At 68.9% G+C, this 22,734-nt stretch carries 26 protein-coding genes; 10 read left to right on the top strand and 16 right to left on the bottom strand.

Annotated features, from left to right (window positions below; all coding sequences use genetic code 11):
* Positions 1 to 71: 71 nt before the first annotated feature.
* Positions 72 to 626 carry a TetR/AcrR family transcriptional regulator gene (locus BMW88_RS22285; RefSeq protein ID WP_089953529.1) on the bottom strand — a complete coding sequence of 185 codons (555 nt, stop codon included), beginning with the start codon at positions 624 to 626 and terminating at the stop codon, positions 72 to 74.
* An 85-nt stretch (positions 627 to 711) separates the two neighbouring features.
* Here BMW88_RS22285 and BMW88_RS22280 point away from each other — a divergent pair, with 85 nt between their 5' ends.
* Complete coding sequence (locus tag BMW88_RS22280) at positions 712 to 1,461, top strand: creatininase family protein (RefSeq protein WP_089953528.1); 750 nt, start codon at positions 712 to 714, stop codon at positions 1,459 to 1,461.
* Here the strand turns inward: BMW88_RS22280 and BMW88_RS22275 are convergent.
* Both BMW88_RS22275 and BMW88_RS22270 read right to left on the bottom strand, forming a co-directional pair.
* Positions 1,448 to 2,785 (bottom strand): amidase, encoded by a 1,338-nt coding sequence (locus tag BMW88_RS22275; protein WP_089953526.1) that lies wholly within the window; start codon positions 2,783 to 2,785, stop codon positions 1,448 to 1,450. The two genes, BMW88_RS22280 and BMW88_RS22275, sit on opposite strands and share 14 nt — an antisense overlap.
* Entirely contained in the window at positions 2,772 to 2,960 is a 189-nt protein-coding gene (locus BMW88_RS22270) for a hypothetical protein (protein ID WP_177221248.1), read from the bottom strand. The genes BMW88_RS22275 and BMW88_RS22270 overlap by 14 nt, the downstream gene beginning before the upstream one ends.
* Before the next feature lie 91 nt (positions 2,961 to 3,051).
* Between BMW88_RS22270 and BMW88_RS22265 the strand changes: the two genes are divergently transcribed.
* Positions 3,052 to 3,939, top strand: a complete 888-nt coding sequence (locus BMW88_RS22265) for an MBL fold metallo-hydrolase (RefSeq protein WP_089953525.1) — start codon at positions 3,052 to 3,054, stop codon at positions 3,937 to 3,939.
* Between the two features lie 606 nt (positions 3,940 to 4,545).
* Here BMW88_RS22265 and BMW88_RS22260 read toward each other — a convergent pair.
* A complete protein-coding gene (locus tag BMW88_RS22260) occupies positions 4,546 to 4,992 on the bottom strand; it encodes an SRPBCC family protein (RefSeq protein ID WP_089953523.1) in 447 nt (148 codons plus the stop codon).
* Between the two features lie 392 nt (positions 4,993 to 5,384).
* The gene (locus BMW88_RS22255) at positions 5,385 to 6,596 is read right to left on the bottom strand and encodes an FAD-dependent monooxygenase (RefSeq protein ID WP_089953522.1); all 1,212 of its coding nucleotides are present in this window, start codon (positions 6,594 to 6,596) and stop codon (positions 5,385 to 5,387) included.
* Positions 6,597 to 6,796: 200 nt separating this feature from the next.
* Here BMW88_RS22255 and BMW88_RS22250 point away from each other — a divergent pair, with 200 nt between their 5' ends.
* A complete protein-coding gene (locus BMW88_RS22250) occupies positions 6,797 to 7,435 on the top strand; it encodes a TetR/AcrR family transcriptional regulator C-terminal domain-containing protein (RefSeq protein WP_089953520.1) in 639 nt (212 codons plus the stop codon).
* Positions 7,436 to 7,440: 5 nt separating this feature from the next.
* Entirely contained in the window at positions 7,441 to 7,602 is a 162-nt protein-coding gene (locus BMW88_RS41995; RefSeq protein ID WP_177221230.1) for a hypothetical protein, read from the top strand.
* On the opposite strand, the gene BMW88_RS22245 is transcribed toward BMW88_RS41995, so the two are convergent.
* The 5 genes from BMW88_RS22245 to BMW88_RS22225 form a co-directional block, all read right to left on the bottom strand.
* Positions 7,572 to 8,141, bottom strand: coding sequence for a malonic semialdehyde reductase (locus tag BMW88_RS22245; RefSeq protein WP_245777982.1), 570 nt, complete (start codon positions 8,139 to 8,141; stop codon positions 7,572 to 7,574). The genes BMW88_RS41995 and BMW88_RS22245 overlap by 31 nt on opposite strands.
* 346 nt (positions 8,142 to 8,487) lie before the next feature.
* Positions 8,488 to 9,663, bottom strand: coding sequence for a DUF5624 domain-containing protein (locus BMW88_RS22240; RefSeq protein WP_089953517.1), 1,176 nt, complete (start codon positions 9,661 to 9,663; stop codon positions 8,488 to 8,490).
* Positions 9,664 to 9,686: 23 nt separating this feature from the next.
* Positions 9,687 to 10,652 carry a hypothetical protein gene (locus BMW88_RS22235; protein WP_089953515.1) on the bottom strand — a complete coding sequence of 322 codons (966 nt, stop codon included), beginning with the start codon at positions 10,650 to 10,652 and terminating at the stop codon, positions 9,687 to 9,689.
* Between the two features lie 331 nt (positions 10,653 to 10,983).
* Entirely contained in the window at positions 10,984 to 11,508 is a 525-nt protein-coding gene (locus tag BMW88_RS22230) for a hypothetical protein (protein WP_089953514.1), read from the bottom strand.
* 1 nt (position 11,509) lies between these two features.
* Complete coding sequence (locus BMW88_RS22225; protein WP_089953512.1) at positions 11,510 to 12,946, bottom strand: MFS transporter; 1,437 nt, start codon at positions 12,944 to 12,946, stop codon at positions 11,510 to 11,512.
* A 234-nt stretch (positions 12,947 to 13,180) separates the two neighbouring features.
* Here BMW88_RS22225 and BMW88_RS22220 point away from each other — a divergent pair, with 234 nt between their 5' ends.
* The 3 genes from BMW88_RS22220 (at position 13,181) to BMW88_RS22210 (ending at position 16,305) form a co-directional block, all read left to right on the top strand.
* Positions 13,181 to 13,867, top strand: coding sequence for a response regulator transcription factor (locus BMW88_RS22220; protein ID WP_089953510.1), 687 nt, complete (start codon positions 13,181 to 13,183; stop codon positions 13,865 to 13,867).
* The gene (locus tag BMW88_RS22215) at positions 13,864 to 15,225 is read left to right on the top strand and encodes a sensor histidine kinase (protein WP_089953508.1); all 1,362 of its coding nucleotides are present in this window, start codon (positions 13,864 to 13,866) and stop codon (positions 15,223 to 15,225) included. The genes BMW88_RS22220 and BMW88_RS22215 overlap by 4 nt, the downstream gene beginning before the upstream one ends.
* Before the next feature lie 162 nt (positions 15,226 to 15,387).
* Positions 15,388 to 16,305, top strand: coding sequence for a DUF1963 domain-containing protein (locus BMW88_RS22210; protein WP_089953507.1), 918 nt, complete (start codon positions 15,388 to 15,390; stop codon positions 16,303 to 16,305).
* A gap of 73 nt (positions 16,306 to 16,378) precedes the next feature.
* Here BMW88_RS22210 and BMW88_RS22205 read toward each other — a convergent pair whose 3' ends face one another.
* The 3 genes from BMW88_RS22205 to BMW88_RS22195 are packed head-to-tail and all read right to left on the bottom strand — an operon-like array spanning position 16,379 to position 18,004.
* Positions 16,379 to 16,771 (bottom strand): GNAT family N-acetyltransferase, encoded by a 393-nt coding sequence (locus BMW88_RS22205; RefSeq protein WP_245777971.1) that lies wholly within the window; start codon positions 16,769 to 16,771, stop codon positions 16,379 to 16,381.
* A 53-nt stretch (positions 16,772 to 16,824) separates the two neighbouring features.
* Entirely contained in the window at positions 16,825 to 17,052 is a 228-nt protein-coding gene (locus tag BMW88_RS22200; RefSeq protein WP_089953503.1) for a hypothetical protein, read from the bottom strand.
* A gap of 13 nt (positions 17,053 to 17,065) precedes the next feature.
* A complete protein-coding gene (locus BMW88_RS22195) occupies positions 17,066 to 18,004 on the bottom strand; it encodes an alpha/beta hydrolase (RefSeq protein WP_089953502.1) in 939 nt (312 codons plus the stop codon).
* 101 nt (positions 18,005 to 18,105) lie between these two features.
* Between BMW88_RS22195 and BMW88_RS22190 the strand changes: the two genes are divergently transcribed.
* Positions 18,106 to 18,765 (top strand): TetR/AcrR family transcriptional regulator, encoded by a 660-nt coding sequence (locus BMW88_RS22190; RefSeq protein WP_089953500.1) that lies wholly within the window; start codon positions 18,106 to 18,108, stop codon positions 18,763 to 18,765.
* Positions 18,766 to 18,770: 5 nt separating this feature from the next.
* Here BMW88_RS22190 and BMW88_RS44490 read toward each other — a convergent pair whose 3' ends face one another.
* The 3 genes from BMW88_RS44490 to BMW88_RS22175 all read right to left on the bottom strand — a co-directional run bounded on the left by BMW88_RS44490 (position 18,771) and on the right by BMW88_RS22175 (position 21,351).
* Positions 18,771 to 19,130 (bottom strand): NmrA family NAD(P)-binding protein, encoded by a 360-nt coding sequence (locus tag BMW88_RS44490; RefSeq protein ID WP_425434676.1) that lies wholly within the window; start codon positions 19,128 to 19,130, stop codon positions 18,771 to 18,773.
* 79 nt (positions 19,131 to 19,209) lie between these two features.
* Entirely contained in the window at positions 19,210 to 19,785 is a 576-nt protein-coding gene (locus tag BMW88_RS22180) for a M23 family metallopeptidase (RefSeq protein ID WP_342715173.1), read from the bottom strand.
* A 303-nt stretch (positions 19,786 to 20,088) separates the two neighbouring features.
* The gene (locus tag BMW88_RS22175) at positions 20,089 to 21,351 is read right to left on the bottom strand and encodes an RNA polymerase sigma factor (RefSeq protein WP_089953498.1); all 1,263 of its coding nucleotides are present in this window, start codon (positions 21,349 to 21,351) and stop codon (positions 20,089 to 20,091) included.
* Between the two features lie 697 nt (positions 21,352 to 22,048).
* Between BMW88_RS22175 and BMW88_RS22170 the strand changes: the two genes are divergently transcribed.
* Positions 22,049 to 22,435: a peptidase inhibitor family I36 protein gene (locus BMW88_RS22170; RefSeq protein WP_177221229.1), complete on the top strand. Its 387-nt coding sequence runs from the start codon at positions 22,049 to 22,051 to the stop codon at positions 22,433 to 22,435.
* A 75-nt stretch (positions 22,436 to 22,510) separates the two neighbouring features.
* Complete coding sequence (locus BMW88_RS22165) at positions 22,511 to 22,696, top strand: hypothetical protein (protein ID WP_089953495.1); 186 nt, start codon at positions 22,511 to 22,513, stop codon at positions 22,694 to 22,696.
* The last annotated feature ends 38 nt before the right edge of the window (positions 22,697 to 22,734 follow it).

Genomic DNA, 22,734 nt, shown 5'->3' with positions numbered 1-22,734 from the left:
CGTGCTCGTTTGGTTTCGGGCACTGCGCTCGGTGGACGAGACCCTGTGCCGCTCGAAAAGTCGTCACCGGCTCAACCGAGCAGGCTGCTCACCAACCGGCGCGCGTACGCGGGCTCGAGCGGTCCGGGGCGGAACAGGATGCGGTACATCATCGGTGCCACCACGCTGTCGAGCACGGTCTCCACGTCCGGCACCGGCTCTCCCCGCTGCGTCGCCCTGGCGAGGATCACGTCGACCTGGTCGGCCGCGTACGCCGAGCACTGGCCGGCGTTGCTCCCGTCCGGGTCGCCCAGCAGCGCGTCGCGGATGTAGGCGCGGCCCGGCGGCGAGGACATCTCGTCGAGGAACTGCTCGGCCCACGCCTCCAGGTCGGCCGCAAGACCGCCCCGGTCCTCCGGCGGGGTCTCCGGGCGCAGCCGCTCCACCGCGACGTCGGAGAGCAGCTCACGCAGGTCGCCCCAGCGGCGGTAGATCGTCGACGGGGTGACGCCTGCGCGTGCCGCGATCTGGGGCACGGTCAGGGTCTCGCGCCCGCCTTCGGCCTCCAGGTCGCGGACGGCCTCGTGCACCGCCTGCTGAACCCTGGCGCTGCGGCCACCGGGGCGCACCATCGGCTTCCGACTCATCCTCTCACCTTAAAGCAAAAATCTTGCTTCAAGAGTCACGCCAACCTAAGCTCCCTAAAGCTAACTTTTAGCTTTAGGAGGTCTTGTGTCCGAGTACCGCTGGAACCGTCTGACCGCGCCGGAGCTGAGGGACCTGGCGGCCAGGAACGCGATCGTGTTGTTGCCCGTCGGGTCGACCGAGCAGCACGGCGCCCACCTGCCCACCGGGGTGGACGACTTCCTCGCCGCGGAGGTCTGCCTGCGGGCTGCCGCGGTGGCGAGTGAGCGCGTGCCGGTGGTCGTGGCCCCGTCGACGTGGTGCGGACTGGCCGAACACCACATGGCCTTCGGCGGCACGCTGACGTTGTCACTGTCCACTTTGCACGCATTGCTGCGGGACCTGTGCCGTTCGGTGCTGCGTGCCGGGTTCCGGCGCATCCTGCTCGTCAACGGCCACGGCGGCAACGCGACCGCCCTGCACGCGCTGGCCACCGAGCTGACCGCCGAGCTGGGCACAGTCATCGCTGTCACCAGCTACTTCACCGCCGGGGCGGCAGTGCTCGCGAGCACGCTGGAAACCCAGCGCCAGCTGATGCACGCCTGCGAGGGCGAGACGTCCATGATGCTGGCCGCGTTCCCGGAACTGGTGCGCCAGGAACTCGTGCCGCAGGCGGTCGGTCCCGCGATCGCGCTGCAGCCGGAGGACCCGGCGGCGGTGTACCACCCGACGCCGTTCGAGCGCGTCTCACCCTCGGGCGTCGCCGGGGACGCGCGCACCGCCACGGCCGTCAAGGGCGAGGCCCTCCTCGACGGGTGCGCGCGTGCCCTCACCGAGGAGCTCCTCAGGCTCCCGTGACCGTGACCCGTTGTTCGCAGGCATGTCCCACTCGCAGCAGGAGCGACTCGGCCAGCGGTCGTCCGAGCAGCTGCAGCCCGATGGGCAGGCCGGCCCGGTCGGCACCCACCGGCACCGTCAGCGCCGGCACGCCGGTGATGTTGGCGGGCGCCGACAACCGGACGTAGGCGTCGGACACGCTCTCCGTCACACCGTCCAGCCAGGTGACGGTCTCCTGTCCGACTGGAACAGCCGTCATCGGAACGGCGGGAGCAGCGAGCACGTCGACTTCTTCCAGCACGCGCAGCCACTCGCGCCGCAGGAGCGTGCGGGCCCGCCGGGCCCGCAGGTAGTCGCCGGCGGGCAGCAGCTCCCCGGCTTCGAGGAGCACGCGGACGTCGGCCGCGTACAGCTCGGGCGTCGTGCGCAGCGTCCGTTCATGGGAAGCGGTGGCCTCCGGGATCATCAGCCCCCACTGGATCGCCTGGACGTACCGCGTCATCGGCAGCTCCACCTCGACGAGGACGGCGCCCAACGACTCCACCCGTTCGATCGCCTGACGCACAACGGTTTCCACCTCGGGGTCCACGTGGTCGAAGTAGTAGTTGCACGGCACGCCCACGCGCAGCCCGGTCAGCTCTCCGTCCACAGTGGCCGGATTCCCGCCGGTCAGGGCGGGCAGGACGAGTGCGACGTCCTCGACCGTGCGGGCGAGTGGACCGACGTGGTCCAGCGACCAGGACAGCGCAACGACGCCGTCGCGCGGCACCAGGTCGTACGTCGGTTTGAGGCCGACGACCCCGTTCAACGCCGCGGGCACGCGGATGGAACCTCCGGTGTCGGTCCCCAGCGCGAAGGCCGCCGTGCCCGCCGCCACGGCGACGGCCGAGCCGCCACTGGAGCCCCCGGCGATCCGCCCGGCGTCGTGCGCGTTCGCGGTCTGCGGGGTGATCAGTCCGTAGGCGAACTCGTGCGTGTGGGTCTTGCCCACCAGCACCGCGCCGGCGTCGGCCAGGCGCGCCGCCACCGCGCTGTCGGCGTCCGCGCGGTGCCCGGCCCGGACCCGCGAGCTGCCGCTGGTCGGCAGGCCGGCGACGTCGATCATGTCCTTGAGGCCCATCGGCATGCCGTGCAGCGGACCGCGGAGCTCACCCGCGGCGATCTCCCGCTCGGCCCGGCGAGCCGCCGCCCGCGCCCGGTCCGCGGTCACGGCGACGTAGGCGTTGAGGCGGGGTTCGACCTCCTCCAGGCGCGCCAGCGCCGAGTCGAGGAGCTCGACAGGAGACAGCTCGCGGGACGCGACGGCGCGCGAGGCCGCGGCGAGGGTCAGCTCATGCGGTCGCATCGGTGTCTCCCTCACGGAACGGCGCCGTGTTCCCGAAATCCAGCTCCCGCAGCACGGAGACGACCGAGTGGACTTGGTCGGCCGTGGCTGCCACGAGGGCGTGGCGGTCGTCGGGCAGGGACAACCCGGCGCGGGTGGCCCAGCGCGCCGCTTCCCCAGGGGTGAGGACGGACATCAACACCTCCAAAAGCTAAGACTTTGCTTTAAGCGAGGTTAAGACCTACGGTGTCTTAAAGCAAACGAATCGCTTTAGCAGGAGGAGAGGTATGACCGTCCCGGAGTGGACCATCGGCGAGTTCACCGTACGGCGGGTGGACGAGGTGGTACTGCCGCCCGCCACCGGTCCCTGGCTGCTGCCGGGGGCGACCCCGGACGTCGTCCTCCGGCACGACTGGCTCCGGCCCGACTTCGCCGGGCACGACGGCGTCCTGCGCCTGGCCAGCCACAGTTTCGCCGTGTCGGCGGGCGGGCTGCGCATCCTCGTGGACACCGGGATCGGCAACGGCAAGCAGCGCGCGAACCCGGCGTGGCACGACCTGCGCACCGGCTACCTGGACCGGCTCGCCGAGGCGGGCTGCACGCCCGAGTCGGTCGACCTGGTCGTGCTCACCCACCTGCACACCGATCACGTGGGCTGGAACACGCGGGCGGTCGACGGCGCGTGGGTGCCCACGTTCCCGAACGCGCGTTACGTGACCTCTCGGGTGGAACGGGAATTCTGGGCCGGCTTCGCGATGGACGAACCGCGCCGGCAGATGTTCCGCGACTCGGTGCTGCCGGTCGAGGACACGGGCCTGCTCGACCTCGTCGACGTCGCGGCGGACGGCACCGAGGTGGCGCCAGGGGTGCGGCTGGTACCGACGCCCGGCCACACACCGGGACACGTCGCCGTGCGCCTGGACAGCGGCGGGCAGACGGCGCTGATCACCGGCGACTGCGTGCACCACCCGGTCCAGGTGCCGCGGCCGGACATCACCAGCTGCGTCGACATCGACCCGGCACTGGCGGAGCGCACCCGCCGCGACCTGCTCACCTCCCTCGCCGGGACCGCAACCCTGGTGCTGGGCACGCACTTTCCGCCACCGACGGCCGGACACGTCGTCGCGGACGGCGACAGCCTGCGCTGGACGCCGGTCGCGGCCCGCCACGGGTAGCCGGACCTGTGCGGTGGTCCGTCCGCGGCGCGGTCCGGTCGCTCGTGGCGGGGCGCGCTCGACGTGGCGATCGGGTTGGGTGCACCGCGAGGCCTCGGGACCGGAGTGCTCGTGTCCGTGGTCATCGGACTCGACCACCTGTCGCCGTGGTGGACAGCGCCCACCCGTGTGCGGGCCAGGCGAGCGTCGGGGTCGGTCCCGGACCGTCGCGCACGCGGATCGCCGCCCGTCCCGGCACCTGGTTCTGCGACGTGGGCCGCGCACTCGACCGCCGCCCCGGCCCACGCTGAGCACAGGTGGGAGTTCCAGGGCTGGAGACCAGAGCCGCACCAGGGCTCGGATCGACGCCCGGCTCGTCCTGCTCGGTCGATTCCGTTGCGATCGAGCGGACGCCCTTGCCGGGAGCCATGAGTGACCGCTCGCGCCGGGCGTGCGGAAGAGCCTCTCCAGTTCGATGCTTGACCGCCGTGCCCCGGCCCGCCGTGCCCCGGCCCCGGCAACAGGCTCCGCAGATGGCTGGAGACGACCGGGGGGCGGACAGGTCCAGCAGCTCGCCGCAGGCAGTTCGCCGAGCAGCCGCTCGTCACGCCGCCACGATCGCTGTCGTCACGTACGGCTGTTCTGCTGGGCGGCGTGCGCGGCGAGGTCATCGGCCAGCCCCTGCACGAGGCGCTGCAAGAAGCGCTGCGTGAACCAGCGCGACCACCACGACGTGGTGTACTGCCCCCGCCAGTGGATGAGGGTCCCACCGTCGGTGGGCTTCAGTTCGATTCGGGCCCGGTAGTCATGGATGATCGGCAGGAACTCTGCTTCGTAGGTGAACAAGGCCGGTTCCTGGAGTTCCGTGATCTGCTCCCGGCTGACGTTCTTGCCCTTGCGGAATGCCCGAACCGCTCCGACCTGATCACGGCCAGCCGGGTCGAGGTCCGCCGAGCGCTCTCGATCCAGCTCGCCCAGCGACGACCACCGCGGCCACGACTCGGCATCGACGAGTAGCGCCCAAACCGCTTCCCGGGGCGCTGCGGAGAAGGCAGACACGGCGTAGTGAAGCATGATGTCCTCTTGTTCATCGCGTGGTTGCGGGGTTCCTACTGGTCGGCGGCGGACGGCCGCAACGGATAGCGTTCCGATGGGCGGTAGCAGGGCCCGCCGACGAGTGACGACTGTTCCCGATCAGGCAGCCTCGTCGACACCGGCCGTGACGCCGATCTGGGCTGCACGCTGACCGCCGGGCGCACCACTGTCCTGAGTGGATGGACGTCGGTGGTGCGCGCACGGAGGCGGGGCCGCGAGGCTCGTGTTCCGAACCGGCAGAGTGGAGCCGGGTCTGCAACCGCCTCGAACGGTCCAGATCGCCGGGTGCCGACTGCGAGAAGAGCTGCGGCCGTCACCGCCGTGCCGGTCGGTGTCGCGGGACAGCACGGCCAACGCTCCGGCGGAGGTCGTCACCGAGCCGTACCGGACACGGCCGGAGCCGGATGTCCAGACGACTCGGCGACGAGCCGACGGTGAATGATCCTGCGGGCGACACCGAGGATGAACGCGCGCAACGCCGCTGCCGCCTTGCTCGAAGGAACGAACCTCTGCTGCTTGATCTTCGCGGTGCGCTGTTGCTCGGTGATGAACGGACGAAGCCCGGTCTCCCACGCGTTCAGGGCGTCGTCGAGATCCTCGGGGTGCTCCTGCACGGCCTTGCCGAGAGCAGCGCCTCCACACAACGAGGCCGAGGCTCCCATACCCGAGTAGGTGGTCAGGCACCACGCCGCATCACCGAGCAGGACCACCCGGCCCGAGCTCCACCGCGACATCTGCACCTGGTGGACCGAGTCGAACAGGACGTCGGGGGCATCCTCCAGGGAGTCCAGGACGTGACGCACCACCGGATCGTCCATTCCCGAGTAGACCGACCGCAGCTGCTCGATCCGCGACCCGCTGAACTGCTTCTGGATGTCGTCGGTCCGGTACGTCAGCAGCGTCGTGGGCGCGTGATCAGCGAATCCGAACACCCATGCCGCGCGCTTGGCGCGCGGGACGACGACGGTGTCGGTCGGAGCGAACGAGGGCACGTGCTCCTTGAGCTGGAAGGCGCACACCATCGCGTTCCAATCCGTCAGGTAGTCCTCGTCCGGGCCGAACACCATCCGGCGCACGGTCGAGCGCAACCCGTCCGCTCCGACCACGAGATCGAACGTCTCGCGGTACTGCGCGCCGGAACCGGCGCTCTCGAGCAGGACCTGCACTCCGTCGGCGCTCTGGACGATCTCGATCGGGGTGGTGGCGAACCGCACCTCGACCGGGTCCGCAACACCATCGTGGGTGATGCTCCGCCACAGCGCGGCCTCGATGTCGCCACGCAACACCGCCGCCGGACCGGGTTGGTCCAGGAACCCCAGTTCCGGCTTCGGGTTGCCGCGACGATCCAGCGCCCAGGTGTTCCCACCCTTCTTCCACGCCGGGTTGCGGGTGTGCAGGTGGTCGGCGATGCCCAGGTCGGCGGCTGCCTGCCGGCCTTCCGGGAACAGGAAGATGAAGTAGCCCCCGGTTCGACGCTCGGCAGCCCGCTCGATGATCACCGGCGTCCACCCCGCCCGGCGCAGCCCGATCGCCGCGGACATGCCCGCGATTCCCAGACCGACGACCAACGCACGCTTCTGCATGATGTGTTTCCTCTTCTGATCCAGCTGGTTGTTCCGATGGCGGAGGCGATGCCCAGCGCCTGACCGACAGCCGTTCCGCCGACTCCGGAAGCTGTGGCTGGCCGCACTGACCGGTCGTGCATCCAGGACCGGGCGCGAGTCCTTAACTAAGTTCAACTCGCCTGGAACCAGGGTGCCTGAACTTTGTTAAGGTGTCAATCGTGGCAAAGGGCATCAACAAGGAACGGATCGTGGCGGCAGCGCTCGAGCTGCTCAACGACAAGGGCATGGACGCACTCACCGTCCGTGCGCTCGCTGCGAGGCTCGACGTGCAAGCACCCGCGCTGTACTGGCACGTGCGCAACAAACAGGAACTGCTCGACGAGATGAGCACGTTCGTCATGCGCCGCGTCACGGATGCGCTGTCGAGGATCCCGCCTGACGCCGGCTGGCGCGCCAGCCTCGCCGAGTACGGCCGCATCCTGCGCGCGGAATACCTGTGCCATCGGGACGGGGCCCGGATCTTCAGCGGCACGCGCCTGTCCGACCCGGACGTGGTGAAGGCGAAGGAGGCCTGGCTCGCGCGCTTCATGGCGGCCGGCTTCACCCTTGTCGATGCCGACGATGCTCTCGACGTGGTCACCGCGTTCGTCGTCGGCTTCGTCATCGAGGAACAGGAGCGGGCGCAGTCGGATGAGACCGCCCCGGATCGCTACTCAGCCGTCGGACGCGATGCCTGGCTGGGCGAGGGGGCCGATCTGATCAAGGCCGTGGGTCGCCTGCGCGATGACCGCCACGCACGGTTCGGGCGGCACCTCGACATCGTCCTCGATGGGCTCGCAGCCCGGCTGCAACGCTGATCGCCATGACCTCGCTCGGCGAGAACGACCTCGAACATGATCCGCCGCACGGTCAGCGCCGCCTGTCCTTCGCCGCTGAACAGGTTCTTGGCCGCGCCGAGAACGGCCGGCCGGACAACGCCGCGCAGTGCGAAGATCAGGCGGTGATGAAGACGTCTTCGTACTGAAGACGAGGTGGACGCGGATAGCCGGGCGAACCTGGGACCGGCACGCCCACGTTGACCACGGCCACCGCTCGAAGCTTGCCGCCGGGAAAGAAGTCCGCGTCCAGAGCCTGGTGGTCGAACCTGGTGACGGGCGCCGCAGCGAGTCCGGCCGCGCGAACGCCGATGATGAAGTAGGCGAGCTGGATGTGGGCGTTCATGACCGCCGAAGCGGTGCGAACCTCCGACTTGGCCTCGGCGTACACCTGTTCGGCATTGGGCAGCACCGGGAAGGTTTCGGAGAACCTGAGGTGGAAGTCCAAGTCGGCGGCGATGACAACCGACAACGGCGCTGCCAGGGTCTCGGCCTTGTTGTTGTTCTCGACGATGTGCTCGAGCAGACGCCCGCGCGCAGGTTCGGATCGGACGAGGACAGCGCGCATCGGCTGCTGGTTCATCGCGGTCGGGCCGTGCTTGACCAGTTCGTAGATGGCCCGCACCTGAGCGTCCGACACCGGCACGTCCTGGAACTCCGTGGCTGTGCGGGCATCGCGGAAGAGCATGTCCTGCGCGTCCTCGGCGAGAACCAGCTCCGCCAGATCGGGGTGTTCCACTTTCGACTCCTCATGTACAACAGTGGACTGGGGAACAGCAGACGGTGGCAGCACGGGCGTCCTTCGCTGCCAGCCATCACGTGGAAGGGCGGGGGAGGTCGGGCCGGTTGATCACGCCGGCCCGCTCGGCACCCCTTCCCGGACACGGGCGAGGTTGCCGCGACTGCCGAAAGCACGTCGCACTTGTCGAGGACATCCCCGTTCAACACCGAACTCGCGCTGGTCGGCACGCCACCGACGATGTCCGGGGGGAGGTGTTGCGACAACGCGCGAGCAGCATTCACCGCTCGCCCTGCTACCCCCGCGAGCCGGCCGGGTAGGTGATGCCGGTGAAGCCGGGAAGCTCGACGAGTTCAGGCCGGTTTCCGTTGGCGCTCAACTGGTCGAGCACGAACTGCATGCCGGCGGTCGCGATCTGCGCGCCGGGGTCTTCCATCACGTAGCGAAGCCTGGTCACGATGGCCCGCTTGTCGTGGACCGACCGGACGCGCGGCATGGCGTCGACCACCTCGGTGTCGGGGTCCACCACGGGTGCCTGGTCGATCCTCTTCTCGAAAGCCGGGTAGTCCGGCCACAGGAGACGGCTCATCTCGACCGACGACAGGCAGCCGTACCAGAACTTGCGGTACTGCGCCTCGGCCCGGGCGCAGAACTCGGTGTCGGCGAGCTGCTCGGGCTCGACGGCCGGGGCGGTCGGGGCGATGATCAGCCGGGCCGGGTCGAGCTCGTGGCCCGACGCTTCGTACAGCAGCGGGCACACGTTGTTGCTCTGCCAGGTCAGGCCGGCGCTCGGGCGTCCGGCACCACCGGCGACGATCACCATCAGCCGGGCCCAGTCGATGGACTGCTCGTGGAGCCACTTCAGGCTCCGGTGCACCGAGTCCAAGGCCGAGAGCGCGAAGGTCGCCGCCATCATGTCGTTGAACGGCACCGGTACCGCGTCCGGCCCGTCGCCTTCGAGCAGGTTCGCGCGCAGGTACTCGAAGTCCAAGAGCTTCGGGTTCTCGATCGCGCGTTCCAAGTAGTCCGCGGTGGTCGCACAGGTGTAGTCGACGAGATCGGTGATCTTCTCCTCGTGCCCCCGCCACGCGGTGACCGCGACCTCGTCACGCCAGTACGAGACGCTGTTGAAGTCCTGGACGACGCGGCATTGCGCGATGAGCTCCCTGGCGGCGGTCTTGCAGCCGGCGTCGCCGAGTTCGCGCAGCCGGGCCAGGTACGGGATCGCGAGGCCGAGGTGCGACACCGCGGTGATCTCGAAGAACCCCCTGGTGCCCTTCCTGAAGTCGACCGACGTGGGCGGGCGTCCGCCACCGGGGAACAGCACCAGGTCGGTGCCCGTCGCCAGCAGCAGCGGGGAGTCGGAACGGGCCTCGCCCAGTCGCCGTTGCAGGTTCTGGCCGATGCTGTCCGGCGCGGAGGTGAACATCTCGAACAACCGCATGAAGTGCGAGTTGGGCTGGTAGCGCATCGAAGTCTCCTTGTCGGTTCGGGTCAGGCGTTGTCGGGTGAGAGTTCGTAGACGATGCTGTCCTGGCGGAACCGCACGTCCGGGGTGAGGCTGTTGGCGACGACCAGGAAGGTTCTGCCGTCGGCCTCGAAGAAACCCGCGTCGGTGCCGCCGAAGGTGGGGAACTCCTCGACCACCTCGAACTTGCCGTCGTGCCACCTGTACAGCTGCGACATCAAATCGGTCTTGGCCACGGGAGGCCTTCCCTGGATGAAGCAGATGCGGACGAGGAACAGCTTGTCGCCGTGCCGGTGGAGTGCGAACTCGCGGCCTCCGAGTCCACCGAGTGACTGGTGCGGCTCGAAGAGCTCACCGTTCCAGCGGTAGAGCGTCGAGTCACCGTTGATGCACGCGAAGGCCAGCCACTCCTCGCCGTCCTGCGAGAAGTGCAGGAAACTCCGGCCGAACTTCTCCGCGAACGTCTGGTAGGGGATGAAGGAATCGCCGTCCCAGCGGTACACGACACTGGGCGTGACCTGGTCCGCATAGGCCAGGAAATGATGTCCGCCAACGCGGAAGTAGTCCCAGTTGTAACCCCAGCGCCCTCCCAGGACCTGGAACTCCCGCCACCGCCCGTCGACGCGCTCGAAGATGACCGAACGTCCGTGGCCCTTGGGCGAGAGGCCAGGCATGGTCAGCCCCTGGGCCAACGCCAGGAACTCGCGGTCGCCGATCGAGAAGTGGTGCCACTGCTTGGCTCCGAAGGTGGGCACCGTCTCGTCGACGATCCACTCCCCGTCTTCGTCCTCGCGGTAGATGAGCGAGTTCACGTCCGTCTCGTACGGGCCCTTCCCGGTGCGGAGGTTGGCGAACGCCAGGTAGTTCCTCCCGCCACTGGTGAAGCTCAGCGCGTCTTCGCCGCTCGGACAGGGCAGGCGGTCCACCTCGACGAACTGCGCTCCCTCCCAACGGTAGAGAAGAGCGTCGACGTCGGCGTCTCCACCGTTCATGTCCGGGGCTCGATCCAGCAGATCTTCGGCCAACTGGGGAACAACGAGGTGCAATCCGCGATCAGTCCGGAAAACGTGTGCGCTGCGAGCGCCGGACGTGGCGAGGCGCTGATGAACCGACAGGACCTTCACGCTCAGCGGGCTTGGGTTGGTATGCGACACCGAAACTCCTCAACTAGATCAAGGTGATAAAAACCGGAATTACTCGACGTTGACGATTGAATCAACGGACAGGCAGATCGCTTTTCTCTCGGCGAATGGCACGAGTTGCACGGTCCCCCGCACCGTTACTGATCGTCTGGGAGCGACGAGCGTGCCCAGCGGATCGAGCTCAGGCCGCCAGCGCGATGAGGGGCGCGGTGCGGCCCATCGCCCGTGCGTAGAGGCCTTCGAAGCGTTCCGGGGTCGCCGCGAGCGTGTGGCGGGAGATGATCTCGCTGCTGGCGGCGCCCATGCGGGCCCGCATCGGTGCGTCGTGCACGAGCGTGTGCAGGCGCTGGGCCAGTGCGTTGACGTCGCCGGGTTCGAACCGAGGGTGACGAGCGAGGGCGAACACACCGCTGGCTGCGGCGAGCGCGCAGGCGATCAGCGCCGCGCCGGTCCACGGGGACAGGTGCGCGGCCGCGCCGAGGAGGAAGGTGCCGAGGCCGCCCTGCTGCACCGACTGCGACACAACGCATATCAGCACCGACACATACGCGTACGCGACACCACCGACCGACGCGAACGCCACGGCACGAACACGCGCGTTCAACGTGAGAGCGGCGACCACTCCGGGGACGGTGGTCAGGCCGATTGCGGCCACCCCGATCGGCTGCACGACCGTCAACCCTGAGGCCGGGAACTGCTCGGGCACGTCAGCCAGTCCTTTGTGGCCGCTCGGCACGGCGGTGGACGAGCAGCAGGAAGGCGAGCACAGCGGCGATCGCGAACAACCCGGCTGAGGTTGCGATGTAGCTGTACACGCCTGTGGCGGAGTTGACCGTGGTCCCGTCGACCGTGACGCGCGTGGCGGAGAGGACCGCCGCACCGGCGAAGCTCACCCCCACCGAGCCGATCGCGCTCATGACCGAGACCATGCTCGCGGTCACGCCCTGGCGGTGTGGTGCGGTGAGGACGGCCGCCATGTTGAACCCGGAGGCCAGCAGCGACCCCATGCTCAGGTTCAGCAGGAAGGCGAAGAGGACGGCGACGGGGAAAGAGGACGCGCCGAGGAACATGCCGAGGGCTCCCACCGTGCCCACCAGGACACCCGCGGTCAGGGCCACGGCAGGGTCGGTGCGGGCCGCGAGCCAGCCCGAGAGCAGTCCTCCCGCCATGATCGCGATGGCGGGCAAGCCGAACAGCAGCGCGAGCGAGCCCTGCGCGTCGAGCCCGTAGCCGAGTCCCCGGTCCGACGAGACCTGGGCGATGAGGCTGAGCAACTGGTCCATGCTCTGCCCCGCACCGGTGGCGAGCACGACCACGAGCAGGGTGAGCACCATCGGCCTGCCGAGGTTCCTGATGTCGATCACCGGCTCGGGCACGCGGCTCGAGACCAGGTACCACCGGGCCAGCGCCACGACGCCGGCGGCGAGCAGCGCGAGCGCGAGCGGGCTGAGCCAGCCGATGTCCGATCCGAGGCTGATGTAGCCGAGCACCCCGACGACGCCTCCGCCGAGCAGGAGCGTTCCCCCGACGTCGACCCGCCCCGGCGTCCTCACCTGCGACTCCGGGACGAGGGCGCGGATGCAGGTCACCGCGACGGCCGCGGCCAGCGCCGCGGCCACGAACACGACCCGGAACCCGAACTCCGCCACGAGCGACTCGACGCTGGTGGTCAGGGCGATACCCACCACGCCCGCACAGGTGGTCACCGCACCCACCGCGGGCATCGCGATCCGTGGTGTGCACAGGTCCCGGACGAGCGAGACGGTCAGGAACACCCCCGCCACCGCGGCGCCTTGCAGCAGGCGCCCGAGCACGAAGATCCAGAGGTTGGGCGCGACGAGGCAGACCACGGCACCGCCGAAGGCGATGAGCAACGCGACGGTCAGCATCCGGCGTTTGCCGTGGATGTCGGCGCTCTTGCCGAACAGCGGCGCCCACATCGCCCCCGCGAGCATCGCGGTGGAGCCGATCCACGCGGACTGGGTGGTGTCGAAGTGGTCGAGCACCTGCGGCAGGACGAACAGGGGCATGACGATCACCGAGTCCGCCGCGACGTTCGCCAGGAGCAGCACGGCGATCTGCCCGACGAGTCGCGGGTTCCAGCGCGTGTGCGGTGGAGTGCCCGGCGGGGCGTGGGTGCTCATGGTGGTATCCACGGAACTCCTTCGGTGAGGGGATGCAGCACACGGCGACCAGCGGGAGAAGTGCTCGCTCGTGACCGAATCTAGGAATCGCCCTCACCCGGCGGCAATGGCGAAAGGCGCCTCACCGGTGGATTCTCACCAAGCTCCTACCCTTCTCAGGGCGAACTTTCGTGTGGCGCGGCGTGTCGCTCGGCGAGAATCATCCACAGTGGCCGAGCCGGGAGAAGGAACTGGATGACGTGCACCGTGTTGATCGCCGATGACGACCGTGCGATTCGTGAGTCGCTCGTTCGCGCGCTGGAACTGGAGGGCTATTCGGTCGTCGACGTCGACGACGGGGTGAAGGCGGTGACCAGGATCCGCCGGGAGAAGTTCGACGTCCTCATCCTCGACGTGCTCATGCCAGGCCTCGACGGGCTCGGCGTCGTCCGGCTCCTGCGGGCCGAAGGTGACCGGGTGCCGGTGCTGATGCTCACGGCGAGGGTCGAGACCTCCGACCGGGTCGCCGGCCTCGACGCGGGCGCCGACGACTACCTGCCCAAACCCTTCGAGCTCGACGAGCTGCTGGCCCGCCTGCGGGCCTTGCTGCGCAGGGCAGTCCCGGCGGAGGACACCGACGACCGCGCCCTGTCCGCCGGGGCGCTGCGGCTCGATCCCGCCAGCCGGCGCGCGTGGTGGGCCGCGACCGAGCTGAACTTGAGCAAGACCGAGTTCGACCTGCTGGAACTGCTCATGCGCAACGAGGGCGTCGTGCTCGACCACACGTCGATCTACGAGCAGATCTGGGGCTTCGACTTCGGCGGGGACTCGAAGAACCTCGCGGTCTACGTCGGCTACCTGCGCCGCAAGCTGGCAGCGGCGGGCGCCTCCGCCGTGATCCACACGGTGCGCGGCATCGGCTACACGGTGCGGCGCCCGTGAACCTCGGAACCCGGCTCTCCCTCGCCTTCGCCCTCGTCGTCGCGCTCACCGCGGGGGTGGTCGGCGTGCTCGCCTTCCGTTCCGGGGTCGAGCGCGTGACCGGTGAGGTGAACCGCGGCCTGCACACCGCCTCCGCCGCGATCATGGACGGACATCACGGCGTGCTGCACGACCCGGCCGGCGATGTCATCGGCGACGCGGGACTGGAGCAGCCGCTGCCGCTGACCGCGCAACGCATCGAACCTGGCGGCGGCGTCACAGCGCTCGGCGGGCGCGCCGTGGTCTTCCCGGTCAGCGACGCCGATCGCGCCCTCGCCACCGGATCCGCGCGTGGCTCCACGAGCACCGCGGAGGTGATCGTGCAGCACGACACCTACCGGGTGCTGACCACCTCGCTGGGAGGCGGTGCCGGTGCGGTGCAGGTCGGGATCGACGTCAACCAGTCACGGCAGGTGATGAGCGGCATGGCCAAGGAGATCGCCGTGCTCACCCTGCTCGTGACCGCGGTCGCCGCGGGCCTCGGCTGGGTGCTCGCACGCCGGATCACCCGGCGGCTGGTCCGGCTGACCGCGATCGCCGAGAACGTCAGCGCCACCGGGCTCGGCGCCGATGAGGTCCCGGTGGCCGGGCGGGACGAGGTGGCTCGGCTCTCGTCGTCGTTCAACACCATGCTGCGCAGGCTCGCGGACTCACGGGAAGCGCAGGAACGACTGATCCAGGACATAGCGCACGAGCTCCGCACCCCTCTGACGAGCCTGCGCACCAACGCCAGCGTGCTGCACCACCTCGACCGGCTCGGGCCGGACTCCCGCGCGCGCCTGCTCGCCGACGTCGAGGGAGAGACCAGAGAGCTCTCCCACCTCGTCAACGAACTGATCGCCCTCGCACTCGCCCGAGGGACCGACGAGGAGGAGACCGACGTCGAAGTCGCCGAAGTCGTCCGCAACGCGGCCGCGCGGGCACAGCGCCGGACCGAACGCCAGATCACCATCGACGCCGACCGGACACGGGTGCGCGGACAGCGCCTCGCCCTGGAACGCGCCGTCGGCAACCTGCTGGAGAACGCCGCGAAGTTCGACACCGGCGGCACCGCCCCGATCGACGTCGAGGTCCGCGCGGGCACGATCGCCGTGTCGGACCGCGGACCCGGTGTCGGCACTGATGACCTCGGCAGGATCTTCGACCGGTTCTACCGCGCGGACACCTCGCGATCACTACCCGGCTCCGGTCTCGGCCTGGCCATCGTGGCCGGCATCGCCGAAGCCCACGGCGGAACGACCTTCGCCAGGAACCGCGCCGGGGGCGGAGCGACAATCGGCTTCACCATCGCCGGCAGCCGGGTACTGCCTGATCGCTGACGTCACCGAAATCCGTCTGCCGAAGATTCCGTCCGCTTGCTCCTGGGTCCCAGGTCGGCCGCACTGCCCGTCGACCACATTTTCCGGCCATAGAGGCAGCACCCGCTCCAGCGCGGACCTGACAAAGAGAAAGCTCCCATTACTATGCGATCATGTAGCGCCATGGACCGTTACGAGCAATTCCGCCAGGCGGCGATCAGTCAGGGCATACCGGACGACGAGATCGGCAAGTTCGCGGATCAGCTCCGATTCGCCGTCTGGCTGGGCGGCGCACGCACCGGCGAGAGGGTTGTCGGGCAGGAGGGAGGGCTGCCCCGGTTACCGGTGGGCACGGAATGGCCGACCGACGGGGACGGGTACGCGTTGCCGTTCATCGCCTCCATCGACTGTGCGGCCCTTCCGCGGGCCGAAGGTCTTCCCCTGCCGGCGGACGGCTCACTGCTGCTGTTCCTGCAGCACGAGGAAGACGTGCTGGCTCCCTTCAGCGCTGACGAGCAGCCGGAGCACGCGCGGGTTCTGTACGTCCCGACCGGCACGGAGACAGCAGTGGCGCCATTGCCAACCGAACTCGAAGGGACGAACATCGACGGCACGCCGCTGCTCATTCCCGAGCACGAGCTTTCCGCGTGGGTCGAGGCGGATCTTCCGGACTGGATGGGAGAAACCGATGAGCTCGAAATGGAGTTCCAGCCGGATTACGTGAAGCAACTGTTCGACGACCTGAAGCACTTCGACCAGTTGTGTGAAATCGTCGACAGTCTCTGGCCGGGGCCTGGCAAAAGGATGTCCACCATCCGCGTCGGCGGGCACTGCATGGAGATAGGCGGCAACGACAGCCCATGGCACGAGATGGCGACCGCGAACCTCAAGAACCGGCCTGAAGCCGGCCTCGATCGTGCGGAGACGTGGGATTACTCCCTGATCGAGACGGAGGAGCACCGGCTGATCCAGGACTGGGTGCCACTCGCCCAGTTCTACACGCAAAGCGACGTCCACTACGGCTGCTTCCTGATCAGCTTCGAGGACCTCGCGGCCAAGCGCTTCGACAAGATGCGCTCGTTCACCATGTTCTCCGAATAGGTTCTCGTCCCTGACGGCGTCGAGGCACCCGCGTCCGGTTCGGCGATCCAGACCGGCCGGCGGGTGCCCCCGTTCAGCCGAGTTCGAGGGTGAAGCACCTCGCCAGCGGTTCGCCGGCGTACGGTCCGTAACCTTCGATCGGGCGATAGCCCTCACGCTCGTAGAACCGGACCGCATCAGGCTGCTTCACTCCGGTCGACAGCACCACCGAGCCGGTCCCGTGCCGCCGGGCGTGGTCCTCCAGCCCACGCAGGATGCGGGTCGCCACGCCGGTGCCGCGGGCCTCCGGGACCACGTACATCCGCTTGATCTCGGCTCTGCCGTCGCCCAGCAGGCGCAGCGCGCCACAGCCTGTCGCGTCGCCTCCCGAATCGCGCGCCACGAGGAACACGCTGACGGTTTCGGCGGTGGGCGGCTCGGTTTCCCGGTCAGGCAAGTTGTACCGGGCGGCCAGCTCGGTCTGCATGGCCCGGCGCAGCCTGAGGCCGTCCGCGCTCTCCCACGGTTCCTCCGCGACAGTCACAGCCATAATGCGCTTCCTTTCACGGACGTTTTGATGACGACGCCAGGAGCCCTATGCCGGGCCCCGGAGTTCACCCGGCTGATGAAGTAGATCGAGTCGGTCCAGTCCTCCTCCGGCGCCGGCATCGTGGCGCCGAGATCCGCGACCGGATTCACCACTGCCGGGGATCCGCCGGCGGCAACCGTCTTCTCGAATGCGGGGTTCCTGTCGTCGGGCTTTCGCATCGGAACTTTCCCCTCACGCGAAGGCCGCGCCGATGGCGTCGCCGACCTCGTTCAGCACGTCGCGCGAGATCTGGACGTCGCGGGTGAAGGACAGGAATGCGTGGGGCACGCCCTGGACCGCTCGGTGCGCCACCGGCACTCCGGACTCGCGGAGAGCGTCGGCGTACCGGATGCCCTGGTCGCGCAGCAGGTCGAGCTCAGCGGTGACGATGAACGCGGCCGGGAGCCCGGTGAGGTCCTCCGCGCGCAGCGGAGAGACGCGGGGGTCGGCGCCCTCGTCGGGCGTGTTCAGGTAGGCGCCCCAGAACCACTCGAGCCAAGGGCGCGTCAGCAGAGGGCCGGCGGCGTAGTCGTACATCGATGCGCTGTCGTCGAAACGGTCGGTCGCGGGATAGGCGAGAGCCTGGAAGGTGACGGCCGGTCCGCCGCGTCGCTTCGCTTCCTGCGCGGTGACGGCGGCGAGGTTGCCTCCCGCGCTCTCGCCGAACAGAGCGATGCGCTTCGGATCGGCACCGAAGGCGCTCGCGTTCTGCTCGACCCACCGCAGCGCCGCGTAGGCGTCCTCGACGGCTGCCGGGAACCGGTGCTCCGGCGCCAGCCGGTAGCCGACGGAGACGACGATGGTCTTCGACCGCGTCGCGACGACCCTGGCGAAGTGGTCCTGGCTGTCGAGGTCGCCGAACACCCAGCCGCCGCCGTGGAAGAACACCGTCACCGGAGCGGGCGAGCCCGCCGGGACCGCCTCGGAGGTGTAGATGCGGACCGCGACGTCGTGGTCGCCGCTGCGGAAGGTCATGTCGCGAACCTCGCGCATCGGGACGACGTCACCGGCGAACGAGGCGAAAGCGAGGCCGGCGGCGCGGTTCTCCGCCACGGTGAGGGTGTTGGCCGCAGGCGCGGGGGTCGCGGCCAAGTCGTCGAGCACGGCCTGGATCTGAGGGTCGAGCGCCATGAGCGTCACCTATCGCGAACGGAAATGATCTTGGAATGAACACTCCAACCGTAGGCAGCGCGAGATTGGAAAGTCAATTCCAATCTGGATAGGCTGAGCCCATGAAGACGAGTGGTGTCGAGCCGCAGGCGAAGGCAGCGAGCACGGAGGGTGGCCGTCGCACGCGAGACCGCATCCTGCAGGCCGCCGCCGAGCTGATGTTCAAGCAAGGCGTCGCCGGTACGAGCATCCCCGACGTGCAACGCAGTGCCCGGGTGAGCGCCTCGCAGATCTACCACTACTTCGGAGACAAGAAGGGCCTCACGGCGGCGGTGATCGAGTACCAGAACACCGTGAAGCTCGAACAGCAGCGGCCTCTGCTCGACCACCTCGACAGCATCGACGCACTGCGTGAATGGTGCGAACGCGCCGCCGTCCGCCTGGATGCGGTGCACTGCGCCGGAGGGTGTGAGATCGGCTCGCTGGCGAGCGAGCTGTCGGACATCGACCCCTCAGCTCGTCTCGGCCTGGCCACGGGATTCGCCGCGTGGCAAGCAGCGATCGAATCCGGGCTCACTCGCATGCGCGAGCGCGGCGATCTCGGAGCCGACGAGGACGTTTCGGCGCTCGCGGTCGCACTGCTGGCCGCGATCCAAGGCGGCATGCTCCTGTCCCAGGTGAACCAAGACGCCACCCCGTACCGCCGCGCGGTCAACGTGGTCATCGACCACATCGCAGACCGCGTCGCAGCGGCTCAAGCTTCGCCGTCCACCAGCCGCTGAGCTCGTCACAGCCCGGAGAGGCGCGATCGAGCTGGCGGAAACGTCTCCGCGGAGCACCGTGTTTGCGATCCGCTTACCACTCGTGCGAGCGCCAGGCGGTGAAGCGCACGGCCCTCCGCTGCCCGGGCCAACGATTCCCGGTCGTGCAGATCGCCGGTGACCAGCTCGACACCGAGTGCCTCGACGGCCTTGGCCCGGTCCGTGGCCGGGTCGGGCACGAGCGCACGAACCGGCACGAAGCGCGCGGACGGTGGCACCACCTTGCTTACCGGTGGCGCCGGTAACAAGAACGGGCGCGGACACCATGGACATGGGGCTCCTCGACTGGTGCAGATCGAACGGCGAATCTCGCCGTTTCCATTCATCAACGTTGCTGCCCGACGTTCGCAGGCAGCTCTTCGAGATCCGAGCCGGACGAGGGCGGAGCCGAATCAGAGAGCCGGATCAGACGGTCACACCGCGCTCGTTGAGCCACGCCAACGGGTTCACTTTCCGGCCGCCCGGCTCCCAGACCTCGAAGTGCAGGTGCGGGCCGGTGGAGAAGCCGAGGTTGCCCATGCGGGCGATCTGCCGACCGGCCTTGACCGGCTGGCCCGCGCGGACGGAGTAGGTGTCGACGTGGCCGTAGACGGTGACGGTGCCGTCGGCGTGCGGGACACGGACCCGGAGACCGAAGCCGGACGCGTGACCCGCCTCGACCACGACGCCGTCGGCGGCGGAGAGGACCGGGGTGCCGATGGGACCGGCGATGTCGATGCTGAAATGCATGGTGCCCCAGCGACCGCCGTAGGTGGACGAGAACTCACCGACGGCCGGGCGGACGAACTTGGGGCGCCTCTTCTCGGCCTTGACGGCCTCGCGCTCGATGGTGAGCTGCTGGTTGCGAACGAGCTTGGCGGCCTCGGTGGAACCTTCGGAGGCGGTCCTGGCGATTGCGAAGATCGGGGGCCGAGGCGGTGTCGCCGCCCACGCCGTCGAACGTGGCGGCGCCGCCGGTGTGGTTCGCGAGCTGGATGTCACTGCTGCCGTCAGCCGCGGCTTGCATGGTCTGACCTGCACCTGCCGCGGCGAAGGCACCTACCGCGACGGCGGCGGCGACGATGCGTCCGCGAAGCGCCGAGGTGGCGGGGAAGCCGGTAGGAGCCGACCGTGCGCGTCGAGGTGCGGTCGGCTGCCACTTCGAACGCAGCACTGCGTTCATGGCCGCCGGGGAAGCGGTGGTGCAGTTCCTCCGCGACAGCGGCACCAGCGGTCGTGACGAAGCCAACTCGAGCTCGAACGCGCACAAGCGACGCAGAGCCCTGATCCTCGTCCAGCCGAGCCTCAACAAGCCTCCAGGCCGGTTACTCCCTGCCTACGAGCACAAGATCGAGTGCCTGAAGCAACATGATTGATGCTGCCTGTGCCGCGTTGCTCATGCGTTGTGTCCGTCGGAACCGAACGATCGACCCCTTGGCGTTCCGGCCGCGAGGTTCCGACCGCGTGGTGTGCCGGGGCCTTCGGGTGCCGGAGGTTCCTTGCGGGTTGTTCCCCTTGCGGTGCAGGGACTCCGATCGGGGCCGTCCGCACGGGGATGGTGACGGACATCGGAATCGAGCGCGGTGTCTCGACGCGGTCGGTTGCGGTCGGATTCGAACGAGACCGGATCGGACCTGACGGACGGGACGAACTCGGGTGAGCACGCGGGAGCGTGGAGGTTGTGTCGAACAGCGGATCCTGGCCCGGTGCGGTCCGGGTGGCGTCGGCACCCGAGCCCGAGTCGTCGGTCGCCGGGGTCGGATCGGTCACGACCGGCGAGGCGGCGCCGCCGAGTGCGGAAGTGACGACGGTGTTGGCGGGCGGTGCAGTGCCGGCTTGCGGTGTGTCGTGATCCCGGTCGACCGGGAACGCACGTGTAGTGCGGGGCTGGATGGCGGATGCGACGGTGGTGGGTACGTGGACGGCGACGGCCGGGTTCTGCGGCGGGATGTGCGCCGGCAGCGGGCCGTGGTGGGGCAGCAAGGTGACCGCGGCGGTCATAGCCGCTGCGGTCACCGGTGTCGCCGCCGCGGCGACCACGGGGCGTGCCAGTCGTACGGCGGTGTCGGCCAGGACGGCCGCGGCGCCGGCCGCGAGGGCGCGCAGCAGGAGGCGGGCTCGGGCGAGGTGGGACTGCACGGCTCTGGGGGTGATCCCGAGTCGGCCGGCGGTGTCGGTGACGGTGGCGCCGGTGGCGATCATCCGGCAGACGCGCTGGGTGCTGTGGGGCAGGCGTTCCAGGGAACGGGCCAGCCAGACGGCCAAAGCTTGATCAGCGAGGACGTCACCGGGATCCGTTTCGGGCGGGGTGTGGGCGTGCAGGCGGGCGAGGACCCGCTGTTCGCACTCGGCGTGGCGCAGCCGGTCGAGGAACCGGCGGCGGGCGGTGACGGCCAGCCACGCCGGCACCGCGGTGACCGGTTGCGCGTCGGGGTTCTCGGCGTGGCGGGCAAGCAGGGCCACCACGGCGTCCTGGACGCAGTCCTCGGCTTCCTGACGCGACAGCCCGGCGCGTCGGCAGTGGCGCACAGCCTGCTCCGCTGCCTGGGCCAGATCTTCCGCTTGCATCGCGAACCTCCCCGATCCACTGCGTTCCCAGGTGCTCTGGCAGGTCGTGGCTACTACGAGAGGACCACACCCGATGCGGCGAATGGCGTATGAGGCGGCCCTTGTGAGTGGAAATCGTCACCGGTAGCGGAGGTGTGACATTCCGCCATCCAATTAGCTCGATCGCGGTAACCCGAGAGCGGGAGGTTTAACCCGGCATGGCGACTGCGTCGCGTGGTAGGCCCGTTCCGGGGCACCGCTTCGCTGGGCACCCGACGATCACCACCACGTCGGTCATCGATGCCAGGCGGCACACACACGTGCACAGCGCGTGAGCCGCTGCGTCCTCACGGCGATCACCGCTGGATCAGCGCATCCACACTCGATCGGCAGCAGCAACGGGTCTCATATGCCGCTCCGAGCAGGGGCGGGCACCGCACAGGTCGGCAGGAGTGGCAACTCGGACCCGCCGTCTGCTCGATGGGCCATGGACACGGCAACGAATCACGCAAAAGTCGTTCTGCGATGACGCCAGTCGTTTCATTGGGCCGATCGGGTGAACGTTTGAGTGTTTGTCGGCACTCGGACGTCTACAGATTGAAGGACCAGGACCGGTAAATGCCACGACAGCCCTCACGGGAAGCCGTCGGGCAACACTTCAATGCCGTTCGCTGCCTTCACCGGACGAGCGCTGCATCTTTTCGAACAAGGAGAACAAATGCGTTTGCTGGGAAGTCCGCGGGCCGTCGCCGCCGCTGCGGCAGCATCGGTCCTGTTGTCCCTGACCGTGGCGACCCCGTCGGCCGTGGCCGCTCAGGGTTGTTCCACCACCCCGACGTTCTGCGCGTGGGAGCAGCCCTTCTTCGAGGGAAGCGTCCACAACGTGACGAGCCCCGACCCCACCCCGGTGCTCAATTTCCTGCTGGGGGGTCCGCGGACCTGCTACGACCTCAACGGACCGCGAAGGTCGTTCAAGAACGAGACGGGGTACACGGCCGTCATCTACGACGACGCGAATTGCACCTCTCCGAACTCCGTGACCGTCCCGGACGGCTACATGAACGACAACTTGAGCATCGGCAGCGTCTTGTTCCTTCCGGTCTGACCGGACGATCCGGGTGATCGGGTCGCGTTGACCTGTCCGTTCCACGTCGATATCAGGTGAATCAAGGAGGCTGTGATGTCTGTTCAGCACACGTTCCTTCCCGCGGTGGCCGCCGCCGAGGAGCAGAGCGCGTTGGAGGCGCTGATGGTGGAGCCCGAAGCCGGTGTCAGTGACGCGCCGCGCTACGTCGAGATCCCCCAGGCGCTGGCGCTGCTCAAGCTCAAGCTCTCACCCCCGCTGCCCAAGGAGCCCAAGCACTAGCAGGGCTTCAGCCCCGGACCGCGGGGCGAGCCGCGGAG

It is taken from the genome of Lentzea xinjiangensis, from assembly GCF_900110955.1.
In the GTDB taxonomy this organism is placed as follows: domain Bacteria; phylum Actinomycetota; class Actinomycetes; order Mycobacteriales; family Pseudonocardiaceae; genus Lentzea; species Lentzea xinjiangensis.
Note: the sequence above shows the minus strand (reverse complement) of the source record. Positions and strands in the feature narration are given on the sequence as shown.